Origin of the sequence: Wolbachia endosymbiont of Wiebesia pumilae (assembly GCF_017869285.1) — a bacterium.
Lineage (GTDB): Bacteria > Pseudomonadota > Alphaproteobacteria > Rickettsiales > Anaplasmataceae > Wolbachia > Wolbachia pipientis.
In genome coordinates, this window is record NZ_CP054557.1 from 1,136,535 (window position 1) to 1,149,032 (window position 12,498).

The 12,498-nt window shown below is 35.9% G+C and carries 9 protein-coding genes; 3 read left to right on the forward strand and 6 right to left on the reverse strand.

What is annotated here, in order from left to right; genetic code table 11:
- Positions 1 to 272: 272 nt before the first annotated feature.
- From HUB92_RS05970 to HUB92_RS05995, 6 genes are all read right to left on the reverse strand, one after another.
- A complete protein-coding gene (locus HUB92_RS05970; RefSeq protein WP_010962372.1) occupies positions 273 to 530 on the reverse strand; it encodes a hypothetical protein in 258 nt (85 codons plus the stop codon).
- Between the two features lie 93 nt (positions 531 to 623).
- Positions 624 to 3,011 (reverse strand): DNA topoisomerase (ATP-hydrolyzing) subunit B, encoded by a 2,388-nt coding sequence (gyrB, locus tag HUB92_RS05975; RefSeq protein WP_209473392.1) that lies wholly within the window; start codon positions 3,009 to 3,011, stop codon positions 624 to 626.
- A 517-nt stretch (positions 3,012 to 3,528) separates the two neighbouring features.
- Positions 3,529 to 3,789 carry a hypothetical protein gene (locus tag HUB92_RS05980; RefSeq protein WP_010962369.1) on the reverse strand — a complete coding sequence of 87 codons (261 nt, stop codon included), beginning with the start codon at positions 3,787 to 3,789 and terminating at the stop codon, positions 3,529 to 3,531.
- A gap of 30 nt (positions 3,790 to 3,819) precedes the next feature.
- Positions 3,820 to 4,428: an SCO family protein gene (locus HUB92_RS05985; RefSeq protein WP_010962368.1), complete on the reverse strand. Its 609-nt coding sequence runs from the start codon at positions 4,426 to 4,428 to the stop codon at positions 3,820 to 3,822.
- A gap of 44 nt (positions 4,429 to 4,472) precedes the next feature.
- The gene (gene dnaQ / locus HUB92_RS05990) at positions 4,473 to 5,168 is read right to left on the reverse strand and encodes a DNA polymerase III subunit epsilon (protein ID WP_209472696.1); all 696 of its coding nucleotides are present in this window, start codon (positions 5,166 to 5,168) and stop codon (positions 4,473 to 4,475) included.
- Positions 5,169 to 5,185: 17 nt separating this feature from the next.
- Positions 5,186 to 5,836 (reverse strand): Tim44/TimA family putative adaptor protein, encoded by a 651-nt coding sequence (locus tag HUB92_RS05995; protein ID WP_209472698.1) that lies wholly within the window; start codon positions 5,834 to 5,836, stop codon positions 5,186 to 5,188.
- A 164-nt stretch (positions 5,837 to 6,000) separates the two neighbouring features.
- Between HUB92_RS05995 and secB the strand changes: the two genes are divergently transcribed.
- The 3 genes from secB to putA all read left to right on the forward strand — a co-directional run bounded on the left by secB (position 6,001) and on the right by putA (position 12,379).
- Positions 6,001 to 6,504 carry a protein-export chaperone SecB gene (gene secB / locus HUB92_RS06000; protein WP_209472700.1) on the forward strand — a complete coding sequence of 168 codons (504 nt, stop codon included), beginning with the start codon at positions 6,001 to 6,003 and terminating at the stop codon, positions 6,502 to 6,504.
- Between the two features lie 14 nt (positions 6,505 to 6,518).
- On the forward strand, positions 6,519 to 9,104 hold the full coding sequence (acnA, locus tag HUB92_RS06005) for an aconitate hydratase AcnA (RefSeq protein WP_209472702.1): 2,586 nt from the start codon (positions 6,519 to 6,521) through the stop codon (positions 9,102 to 9,104).
- Positions 9,105 to 9,238: 134 nt separating this feature from the next.
- Positions 9,239 to 12,379 (forward strand): bifunctional proline dehydrogenase/L-glutamate gamma-semialdehyde dehydrogenase PutA, encoded by a 3,141-nt coding sequence (gene putA, locus HUB92_RS06010; RefSeq protein WP_209472704.1) that lies wholly within the window; start codon positions 9,239 to 9,241, stop codon positions 12,377 to 12,379.
- Positions 12,380 to 12,498: the final 119 nt, after the last annotated feature.

A 12,498-nucleotide genomic window follows, 5' to 3' on the forward strand; every position in this document is an offset into this window, starting at 1 on the left:
TTGGCAACAGTTGCTCTACTTTCTCCTTCATCCAATGCTTCCATTGCTTCCATTGCTTTTTTCCTTAAGTCGTAACTATACGCTGCTGGCATACAAACCCCTCTACCATAAATCCATTCTTACCTTATTGGGATTATTATGAGAAGAGCTATAACTCTATGGGAGGGAAGCAAAATCTGGGATTCGGCCTTAATGGCATTAGCGTTGCATCAGCTTCACCCTCCCTGTGAGGTATTTTAGCTCTAATGCCTCACATCATAAAGATACAAGTGTCAAGCTACTTGGATGACAGGGGAGGGAGGCACTGGGATGACAGGAGAAGGTAGTGGGATGACACCCTGACAACCGTCATCCCGCTGCTTGTTAGCGGGATCTAGAGATACCGCGAATGAATCGCGGCATGACGTAGGACTGCTTTCATTCCAGTGCTTGACACTGGAATCCAGCCTTTCTGCAATCTCATCGAAAACGTTGTAACCACTTTCTATGCTAGTTTGCTTGTGAGCAACCTGGATTCCAGTGTCAAGCACTGGAATGACACCGTTATAAAGGAACCAGTGTCAGCTACTTGAATGACACAGTCTTTGCTTAAACCCGTAACGTTCGTACATTTTGCTAAAAGTTCAAATATCAACATCATGCACATTAAGTGCATTGCTATTAATAAAATCACGGCGTGGTTCAACTATATCACCCATTAATATTGAAAATATGGAATCAGCTTCTTCACAATCTTTTATTTCAACCTTTAATAAAGTTCTAGCCTCAGGATTTAACGTAGTATCCCATAGCTGATCAGCATTCATTTCACCAAGACCTTTAAATCTCTGCAGAGTTAAACCTTTTTTACCATAGTCCATTATTATTTTTGCAAGCGTACTTGGAGAAGTGATTCTTATTTCAGTTTCTTGTGACTTTAAAAATGAATCACCATTAAATAAATTACTTATACCATCAAGCAAACTTAATATGTTTTGCATATCTTTGCCTTCAAGCATACTAAGTGCAAATATATATTTGTCTGCCAATCCTTGAAACAATTTAGAGATATGAATTTCTTTTTCTTCATCTTTTATTTCCACTTCCCAAGTGTATTCGCTGTACATTAACTTCAAATACTTTAATATCTCATCAGCCGATGATAGAGCATTCTTTTTACTTAAAATTAGCAATGACTCTAAGAGATTTTGTGGTATTTCTCTATCATAATTTTTGCTAATATTAGAAGTGCTAACGCATTTATTCAAAATAAGGCGCAAGTTGTTAAATTCTGTAGCTGTACCACTTAGTGTTAATCTTTTAACTGCTGAGTTTATTATATACTCTTCAAAAGTTTCGTCATCTTTAATATAAGTGTCTTTGGCATTCTTTGTAACTTTATAGAGGGGTGGCTGTGCTATGTATAAGTAACCTTTTTCAATAACTTCACGCATATGTCTAAAAAAGAAAGTTAGAATCAAAGTTCTTATATGTGAACCATCAACATCTGCATCTGTCATGATGATAATTTTATGATATCTAGCTTTTTCAATATCGAAGTGTTCACTCCCTATTCCAGCACCAATTGCAGTAATTAAAGAGCCTATTTCTGCAGATGAAAAAATACGATCTAAACTTACACGTTCTACGTTTAGAATTTTTCCTCTTAAGGCAAGCACTGCTTGTGTTTTACGATTACGCCCCTGCTTTGCAGTACCACCTGCTGAATTACCCTCTACTATAAATAATTCCGATAACTCAGGAGCTTTTTCCTGACAATCAGCAAGCTTTCCTGGCAGAGTTGCAATATCAATATTGTTTTTGCTTTTAACTAGCTCGCGCGCTTTTCTTGCAGCTTCTCTTCCTTTTGCTGACCTGATTGCTCTTTCTACTATGCTTGCTGCCAATTTGGGATCAGTTTCAAGGATTGTGCTCAATTTATCAGAAACTATACTTTCTACAACTGCACGTGCTTCAGAACTAACTAGTTTATCTTTTGTTTGTGAAGAAAACTTAGGATCAGGCATCTTAAGAGATAAAACACAAGTTAAACCTTCTCTAACGTCCTCTCCAGTTAAATTTACTTTTGCTTTCTTTAAAAACCCTTCATTAGTTGCATAGGTATTGATACATCTAGTTAGTGCAGATCTAAATCCTGCCAAATGCGTACCACCATCTCGTTGCCGTATATTATTAGTGAAACACAACATATTCTCATAGTAGGAATCATTCCATTCCATCGATATTTCCAAGCTGATGCCAAGATCTTCTGCATCTCCTTTCATACTGGCAATTTTAGTTACATGTGTCTTATTCTTATCTAAATACTGCACAAAATTTGCTGTACCAAAATTGTCTTTAGATTGATTGCTCTGATTGAAATGAGATTCTGTATATGGTTCATTGCGCAGATCACGTAAAGTAATGTTGATATTTGAATTTAAAAATGCTAATTCTCTTATACGACTTTCAAGCGTTGAGTAACTGAAATTAATGCCATTAAAAGTCTCTGTTGATGGCATGAACGTGACTTTAGTTCCTCTTTTGTTTGTATTTTCGTTGACTACCTTTAAAGGTTCAATAGACTCACCATCTTCAAAACGCATAAAGTGTTCTTTCTTATTGCGCCAAATAATTAATTCCAACCAGCTTGATAATGCATTCACAACTGAGATTCCAACACCATGTAATCCCCCAGAAACTTTATAGGTATTGCTGTCAAATTTACCACCAGCATGGAGTTGAGTCATTATTACCTCTGCTGCTGATATTCCTTCTTCTTCATGAATGTCAGTTGGAATGCCACGACCATTGTCGGTTACTGATACTGAACCATCTTTATTTATGCTAACTTCAATTTTATCACAATACCCAGCTAAAGATTCATCTATTGCGTTATCAACAACCTCATATACCATGTGGTGCAAGCCAGATCCATCGTCAGTGTCACCAATGTACATACCTGGACGTTTCCTTACAGCATCAAGACCCCTTAAGATTTTTATTGCATCGGCATTATAACTATTTTCCATGGTATTGCTTCGTTTATGAATGTTAATTAATATTACATTCATATATGCTGATTAGCAACATTTTTAAACTGATAACCCATATTAAAAGCACAACTTTACGAATGTTTATTTTTGAAGACAGCAAATAGTGTCATTCCAATGTGTCTTCCATAACTGTACGAACATTCATTTTTGAAGGTAAATTGCACAACAGATGATGTCATTCCAGTGCTTGACACTGGAATGGCTTTGTTGCATCGCTAGCTATGATGGATTAAAGATAAAAAAGATGGAGAATATCAGTAGCTTATTATTCTGGTATTTATAACAAGAACGGTCAGTGAATACCCAAATTTGAGTAAAAGAAATTTCACTACCACTCACTAATCCGGCTAAAATTCAAGAATTTCAATGCTTTAGCTATTTTCAATAGAATTAAATTTATTAATGTAAATAATAAATTACTATTCTTAAATTTGATCAGATTGATTGCAAAAAAACAAGATTTTCAATAGGTTACTTATAATCCTAACTATAGTTAGCCTTTCATAAGTAGCGATGCAACAAAGCCCACTGGAATCCAGAAATTTTGCTTATAACTGAGCTGATGAGCTAAAGGTAGTTGTCTTACGCTAAAACAAACGTTTTTAATTAAGTTGCATAGAAGCTGGATCCCAGTGTCTGGGCACTGGGATGACACCCCACTGGTGGGAATTGCTCCCAAACTACAACGTTCGTACAGTTGTGTGTGTCTTCCCATGGAGATTGCTCTCAAATCATAATGCTCATGCAGTTGCATGCTCGACTAATTAACAGAAAAATCTATAATTCAGTTTACGTATTTTCTTATCTCAGCCAAAATCTTATCAGATTGACTTTCGTCTGAATTTAAATCAGCTGCAAAGTGTGTAACATATTTTCCTCCAGGGCCAATAAGGTACATTATTGAAGAATGGTTGATTTCTTCTTCTCCACCAACTTTGCTAGCATATACTTTATACTTTGCAATTACTTCGTCTATTTTTTCTCTTTCACCAGTTAACATTTGTATTCTGTGGTCAAATTGCTGCTGAAATTCTTTAAGTCTTTCCGTGCTATCGCGCTCAGGATCGACTGTGATGAAGAATGTTTGTAGCTTGTTGTTAGTTTTCTCATCTAACTTTGCAAGTGTTTCTGAAATTATTCCAAGGTTCATAGGGCAAATTCTTTTGCATGAGGAAAACCCAAAGAAAATCATCATGTATTTATCTTTAAAATCACTACTGCGCAAGATCTGTCCGTCCTGATTAATTAAAGAAAAATCTCCGCCTATCTTAACTTCTGCGTTGTGAATCGCTGCTGGGGCAAATATGCCTTTTTTAGTGAAATAACAATAACCTAAAAAAACAACTGCTAATGCTGCTAGCACATTAGATAATAATCTTATAAACCTTACCATTAGAATGCTCTCAGTAAAATTGAATTGTATCTTTATTGGTTAACCTATTCAATATATTTATTCCAAAGTGTATTGTTAATTTTGTCTAACAGTTTCTTATGTTCATCAATTTCTTCACTATTTGGTAAATGTTCTCTGGGAGTTAGATTACGTACTTTATGCTGAACGAATGTAGAGTTACTGTCCTGATTGCATTCATTATCAAACAGAAAGGTTTGTAACCCTCCTGTAAGTTCAACATATACCTTTGCAAGCAATTGAGCATCAACTAGTGCTCCGTGCAATTCTCTATTCTCTAGCGATATATCAAAACGCTTACATAATGCATTCAAAGAAGCAGGTGATCCTGCGAATTTTTTCCTCGCAAGAGGTAATGTATCTAGCACTCTGTCTGAGGAAATTAACCTAGCATTCAGCTTGCTTAACTCCATGTTAAGGAACTTAACATCGAATTCAGCGTTGTGAATTACCAAAATATCATTAGACATAAAGTCAAGAAATTCAAGTGCAACATCTGAAAATAGTGGTTTATCTTCTAAAAATTCTTCACTAATACCGTGAATCTTAAACGAGTGATAAGGTATATCTCTTTCTGGGTTAAGGTACCGATGGAATACTTTACCTGTTGGAATGCGGTTAATTAATTCCACACACCCTATTTCAATAATTCGATGACCAGATTCAGTGTCAAGACCTGTCGTTTCAGTGTCAAGTACTATTTCGCGTAGCTTGCTTTCCATTTCAAATAAAACTCATCTTACTTATCATTTGTCTTATCGTTACTTGTCTTTTTATAGTGAATAGAAACAAGCAACCAGCTTGGGTCTGATGAATTAACATTTTTTTTGAATTGCCATACATCCTGAACTTTATTAATAGTGGATGTACTACCTGATATTATATCTCCTTCATTGTTCTTAACGAAGTTAATTTGCTCTGAAAGGAAATATACTGCAATAAACACTGCGTTTTTTACTAGCTTTATTTCTAAAATCTTTTGTGAAACGATAGAAACAATTATAGACTCGTGCACCTCTTTACGATGTTTAATCTTCTCTGCAAAATTATCATATAAGTCTTTATCGAGAAGTGGTTTTAACTGAGACAAATTTCCTTGATTGAAACATTTTATTATTAATTCAAAAGCTATGCTTGAACCTTCTATAAAGTGGGAAATAGAAAAATCTTTGTTTTTTTTTAATATTTGTTTATAAGTAACTTTTATTGAATTTTCATCATTGCTATCAATGTAACCCTCAATGTTTTCTACTACATCTTCTCTACTTCGGCTTACATCCAATACATTAGTTAGCTTTTTTAGGTTGAGGTTGGCTGACCTTCCTAAAGAATTATACAAACGTGAAAAAATGAACGCCGCTAATAAAGCATATATTACAAGCTCTATCATAGTAACTCAACTCCTTGGCATATAAAGTATCCGAACATTATTAATTATTAATGAAAATATGTTTTTCATATCAACTTATAATCAGGTTTGCTATTCGTTTGTAAATGAATATATTATATAAGAAAGTATTAAATATCTCAACTTAATTAAAGGAGACGTAAGAAATGCCACAACAAAAAATGAGAATTCACGGTCAATATGTTAAAGATCTATCATTTGAGAATCCGAATTCGCCATTCCTTTCTTCTAGTAAAGCTCCAGATATTAATGTAATGGTTAATATCAATTCAGCAAAATTAGAAGGGACGAAAAACAAAGAAGAAGTGAATGAAGAAAAATCTTTTCATGAAATTACTTTGCATATAGAAGTCAAAGCAACGGTAAAAGATGAAGGCATAAAAGATGGTGTAGCTTTCATTTGTGAGACGAAATATTGTGGCATTTTTTCAATAGAAAATTTAAAAGAGTTGAGTGAGAAAGAGGTAAGACAAGCTTTGTTTATTGGCGGACCTACTTTTCTTTTCCCTTTTGCAAGAGAAATAATTGCAAGAGTTACAAGTAGTGGTGGATTTCCCCCACTGATGCTAGGTCCTATAGATTTTGAAACTATGTATGAGCAGCAAGGTCAACAACAAAAAAGTAACGGTAGTAATTCCAATTTTAACTAATATAGTGTGATAGGATGAACAATTCTTTAAATGCAAAAACGACTTTAAACATTGACGGGAAGTCATACAACTATTTTAGCCTAAGTAGTGCTAGTGAATTTTTAGGAATAGATGTGACTAAATTGCCTTGCTCACTTAAGGTTCTGCTTGAAAGTTTATTGCGCAATGAAGATGGAGTAAACGTAAAGCTAGATGACATAAGAGTACTAGCAGACTGCGTTAATAAACACACTAATCACGAAATTAGCTATAAACCAGCAAGGGTGTTGATGCAAGATTTTACAGGGGTTCCTGCTGTTGTTGATCTAGCTTCAATGCGGGACTATGTTAAGAAAAATGGAGGAAACCCAAGCAATATAAATCCGTCTGTACCGGTTGATCTTGTGATTGACCATTCTGTTCAAGTAGATAGTTATGGAAGTGTTTCCGCATTCAGTAAGAATGTTGAGTTAGAAGTAAAAAGAAATTTGGAGAGATATCAATTTTTAAAGTGGGGAGAATCGTCCTTCACAAATTTTAGAGTAGTGCCGCCTGGCACAGGGATTTGCCACCAAGTGAATCTTGAATATTTAGCGCAAGTTGTGTGTAATAATGATGGAGTCATATATCCTGATACTTTAGTTGGTACTGACAGCCATACTACAATGGTTAACGGATTATCAGTTCTTGGTTGGGGTGTTGGAGGCATAGAAGCTGAGTCTGTGATGCTTGGTCAACCAATTAGTATGGTGATTCCAGAAGTAGTTGGATTTAAATTAATTGGCAGATTGTCGGAAGGAGTAACTGCGACCGATTTAGTGCTGATGGTTACCAATATCCTAAGAACAAAAGGCGTTGTTGGTAAGTTTGTAGAATTTTATGGTGATGGTTTAGATTATTTATCTTTGGCAGATAGAGCCACTATAGCAAACATGGCCCCGGAGTATGGCGCAACTTGTGGATTTTTTCCAATTGATCAAAAAACGCTAGATTATTTAAGCTTAACCGGAAGGCCAGAAAAGCTGATTAAGCTAGTTGAGGCTTATGCGAAAGAGCAAGGACTGTGGCGTAGTAGTGACGAGTTAGCATTTTTTGACACACTAGAGCTTAATTTATCAAGCGTGGAGCCAGTAATGGCTGGTCCCAAAAGACCACAAGATAAGGTTTTTCTTTCACAAGTGGCAGAGTCTTTTTCTAAATCATTTTTAGTTAATGAGTCAAAGGAAAGCGATAAACTCCAAGATGGAAGTGTAGTTATTGCAGCAATAACAAGCTGCACTAATACTTCTAATCCAAGTGTGATGATTGCTGCAGGTCTTGTAGCTCGTAATGCAATTAAACTTGGATTAAAATCAAAGCCTTGGGTTAAAACTTCTCTTGCTCCAGGGTCACAAGTTGTAACAGAATATTTAGAAAAGTCTGGATTGCAGGTAGATCTAAATGCTTTGGGTTTTAATCTAGTTGGATATGGTTGCACAACTTGCATTGGGAATTCTGGTCCACTTAATAAAGATATAGAAGATGGCATTAAAAACAAAAACTTAACCGTTGCTGCAGTTTTATCTGGCAATCGTAACTTTGAAGGAAGAATTCATCCGTTAGTCAAAGCTAATTACTTGGCATCTCCGCCACTTGTTGTTGCATATGCACTTGCTGGTACTGTGCAAATTGATCTGACAAAAGATTCAATATGCAAAGATAAGAATGGAAATGACGTCCATCTCAAGGATATATGGCCAACAAACAATGAAATCGAAGATTGTGTTAAAAATGTGGTAACACGTGAGATGTTTATACAAAAGTATAAGGATGTTTTTTCTGGTGATGAACATTGGCGAAAGATAAAGTGTGAAAAAAGTGAAATCTATAATTGGGATGCAAATAGCACTTACATACAAAATCCGCCCTATTTTGATAATTTATCACCTAAAAATAATAAAATCGATATAAAAGGTGCACAAATATTGGCAATGTTTGGCGATAGCGTAACCACTGACCACATTTCCCCTGCTGGAAATATTGCCTCAAGTAGTCCTGCAGGTATATATTTAAAAAATCTTGGAATTGAGCCACAGGACTTTAATTCGTATGGGTCTCGTCGTGGTAACCACAATGTAATGATGCGTGGGACTTTTGCTAACATTAGAATAAAAAATGAAATGGTAAGCATCGAAGGCGGCTATACAAAATATATTCCTTCTCAAGAAACTATGTCGATTTTTGATGCAGCAATGCGCTACAAGGAAGCTCTCATCATTGTGGCAGGAAAGGAGTATGGCACAGGTTCAAGTAGGGATTGGGCAGCAAAGGGTACTTTATTGTTGGGGGTTAAAGTTGTCATTGCAGAAAGCTTTGAGCGTATACATAGGTCCAACTTGGTCGGCATGGGTGTTCTTCCACTTATATTCCAAAATGGAATAACCAGAAAGATATTTGATGGTAGCGAGGTAATAAGCATAAAAGGTGAAATAGTGCCAGGTGGAAATCTAGAATGCATCATCAAAAGAAAGGATAATTCAAAGCAATCAATTCAACTCAAATGCTGTGTACAAACCGCAACTGAGACTAAATACTTGATGTGTGGTGGAGTGTTGAGCTACATACTTGCACAATCTTTTTGATTTAGTGAAGTTATTGCATGGACTTCTTTTAGCCAGCCCTGATCCCTTTGTAAATAGCAATTTGCTCTGCGCAAAGTTATGATATAATTTCACCATACATATGGTGTCGGAGTATTTTTTGGAGATAATTATATATGATAAGCTCTATACAAGAACCTAATGAACTCAGAAAACGTTTACAAGGATTTTATCGTACTGATGAAAAGAGTTATATACGTTATCTTGTAGAAAAAGCAGAGCTTTCGGCTGATTCAAAAAATAGAATTTATAATATTGCAAAACAAGTTATTGAAAAAATCAAACACAATAAATTAAGTATTGTAGATTCCTTTATGCAGCAATACTCGCTTTCCAATAATGAAGGAATAGCATTGATGTGCCTTGCTGAATCGCTACTTAGAATACCAGATGATTATACAATAGACGAGCTAATCAAAGATAAAATTGCCAATCAAGAATGGAGTAAATATTTAGGATATTCTTCTTCATTGTTCGTCAATGCTTCCACGTGGAGTTTAATGATAGGTAGCAGTATATTGAGAGGTAATGAAGGCGATTCGAAGTTCTATTACGCAATTTCTAAGTTACTTAAGAATTTAGGAGAACCGATCATTTGCAAAGCAGTAAAACAAGCAATGTCTATGCTTGGTAATCATTTTGTTGTTGGAGAAACCATAGAAGAAGCTTTAAGGTACGCAAAACTAGATGACAATAGTAAGTTTTTATACTCTTTTGATATGCTTGGCGAAGCTGCTCACACAACTGAGGATGCAGAAGAGTATTTTAATTCATACATGCACTCGATAAAAGCTATAGGTGAATCCACTGAAATAAATGATTGTTTTAAATCCCATGGAATTTCAATCAAACTTTCTGCTTTACACCCACGTTATGAATTTAGTCAATTTGGCCGAATTGCTGGTGAGATATTCACTAAGGTTTTAGAGCTCTGCCGCGAGGCAAAAAAATACAACATTTCACTATGCATAGACGCAGAAGAAACAGAAAGGCTTGAAATTTCCTTAATCTTGTTTGAACAATTACGGCTTGATGAATCACTTTCTGAGTGGGAAGGGCTCGGCTTGGCTGTACAAGCATATCAAAAACGTGCTTTATCTGTTCTTGACTTTGTTGAAGATGTTGCTATCCGATCAAAGCACAAAATTATGGTGAGGCTTGTAAAAGGTGCATATTGGGATTCAGAAATCAAGCGTACGCAAGAATTGGGATTAAATGATTACTCAGTATTTACAAGAAAAAGCTATACTGACGTATCTTACCTCATGTGCGCACAGAAACTTTTGAGTAAACCAAACAGCTTTTACCCATGCTTTGGAACTCATAACGTCTATACTTTTGCTTCTATCATGGAACTTGCTGATAAAAACCACCCTGGATTTGAATTTCAACGCTTACATGGAATGGCAAAAGACTTATATGATTATGCAATGTCAGAGCTTGCAACAAATGTTAGCTGTCGTGTCTACGCACCCGTTGGGGAACATAGTGACTTGTTGCCTTATCTTATAAGACGTCTTCTTGAAAATGGAGCTAATAGTTCGTTTGTTAATCAAATAAGTGATCCTAACGTTAAAATCGATGAGTTAATTTCAGATCCACTGGAAAAAGCTATAAATTTTAATTATGAGCCTCATCCAGGCATTCCATTACCACAAGATATTTTGGGACCAGAAAGAAAAAATTCTTTGGGAATGGATATTAGTGATTCTGTGATAGTCTCACAATTTGCAGATGATATAAAGGGTTTTAGTGAAAAAAAGTGGCAAGTTGGACCAATAATTGATGGAAAGGCACTATTTGATAGTGCTGAATTTATCGAAGTAGTGAATCCTGCACATTTGGAAAATGTAATTGGAGAAGTGTCAAATACAACAAGTGTTCAAGCTTTAAACGCTCTTGAAATAGCACATAATGCTTTTACTGAATGGCAGAATGTTTCAGCAGTAGAGCGCGCTAAATGCCTTGAAAAAGCTGCAGATTTGCTTGAAGAAAGGATGAAAGAGTTGATTTATATTCTGGTCGTAGAAGCAGGAAAAATTTTATCTGATGCAATAGCGGAAGTAAGAGAGGCAGTGGATTTCTTACGTTACTACGCAACGATAGCAAAAAATGAACTGAGCGACTGGAAAAAATTGCCAGGGCCAACAGGTGAAGATAACTTCATCTTTTTTGAAGGTAGGGGAGTTTTCCTGTGTATATCACCGTGGAATTTTCCACTTGCTATCTTCATTGGGCAGGTTTCAGCTGCACTTGCAGCAGGTAATGCAGTGCTGGCAAAACCGGCAGAGCAAACGCCGATTATTGCCTATGAAGCTGTTAAGATACTACATGAAGCTGGGATATCAAAAAATGTGTTGCACCTCATTCCTGGGGATGGTGGATATTTAGGCAAAATATTAGTTCCAGACAATAGAATTTCCGGTGTAGCTTTTACTGGTTCAACACAAACCGCTCAAATAATTAATAGAATGCTTGCAAATAGGGATGGTCCTATTGTGCCATTTATTGCTGAAACTGGCGGATTAAATGCTATGATTGTTGATAGCTCTGCTCTCTTAGAGCAAGTGACTACGGATGTTTTGCTTTCTGCGTTTCGCAGCGCTGGCCAACGCTGTTCTGCGCTTAGAGTGCTGTTTATTCAAGAGGACATAGCAGAGAAGCAGATAAAAATGATATGCGGTGCAGCGCAAGAACTCAAGATTGGTGACCCAATACAACTTAGTACTGATATTGGTCCAATAATTGATAAAGCATCTATCGATATGCTCACTCAACATACGCAAAAAATGTCAGAGGATAAAGATTCAAATCTGTTATTTAAAGTACCCATGGATACAAATTCTCATAATGGTTATTTCTTTCCTCCATATATTTATGAGATACAAAAAATTTCGCAATTAAAGCAAGAAGTATTTGGTCCTATTTTACATATCATACGTTTTAACAAGTCACAATTAAATGAAGTTATAAGTGATATAAATAGTACTGGATATGGGCTTACGTTTTCTTTGCAGAGTCGTATACAAAGTCAAATTGACACTATAAGTAAAAAAATATCAGTTGGAAATGTCTACATCAACCGTAACCAGATAGATGCAGCAGTTGGGATACAACCATTTGGTGGTAGAGGACTATCTGGCACTGGGCCAAAAGCTGGTGGTCCTCATTATTTACAGCGTTTTTCTACAGAAAAAGTTGTAAGTGTTAACACTACAGCATTTGGTGGTAACACTACACTTATGTGTTTGGATTAATTTGCGGGCCCTAATTTTTCTTACCCCTAAACTAGACGTTCGTGCAGTTATGTACACAGCGCTAAAACCCGAAAAGGACCAGCTCATGCACTGAAATAAATCGTATCCGTTCAGCCAAT